At 61.5% G+C, this 390-nt stretch carries 1 pseudogene; it reads right to left on the bottom strand.

The annotated features are described in order from the left end of the window. Positions 1–231: 231 nt before the first annotated feature. Positions 232–390, bottom strand: a pseudogene (locus FEI13_RS19770) (IS1380 family transposase); the annotation flags it as partial.

Here is a 390-nt window from a genome sequence, read left to right as displayed (position 1 = left end):
TCCTGAATCCGTGATGTCGCTGCCGACATGCCCCCTATCATCGTCTGCGTGAGATTTTTGAGAATTTGACTCGAATATCGTGGAGGTGCGAGCCCGATGTCGTCGGAAATGCCCACGTCGATCGGTCCTGATCACCCGGTTTTCTCCGCTTACGCCCCTGCCGCGCACGGCCAACCTGGCGACCGGCGATCGCCCGTCGCGCACTGTCTGGGGATGCTCTCTGGCAGACAGTCAGCATGGCGACCCTCGTGGGTAACGCAGTCGGCTCCGCAGGGTGTTCAACACCGTCATGCGCCCGATGTCCTGCCCGAAATCGAGGATGATCTGGCGCGCCTTATGGATCACCACGGCGGCACGATGGACCAGTTCCTGCAACACGGTACGCAGCCG

The sequence above is a fragment of the Halomonas urmiana genome, assembly GCF_005780185.1.
Classification (GTDB): domain Bacteria; phylum Pseudomonadota; class Gammaproteobacteria; order Pseudomonadales; family Halomonadaceae; genus Halomonas; species Halomonas urmiana.
This window is presented reverse-complemented; position numbering and strand designations above follow the sequence as displayed.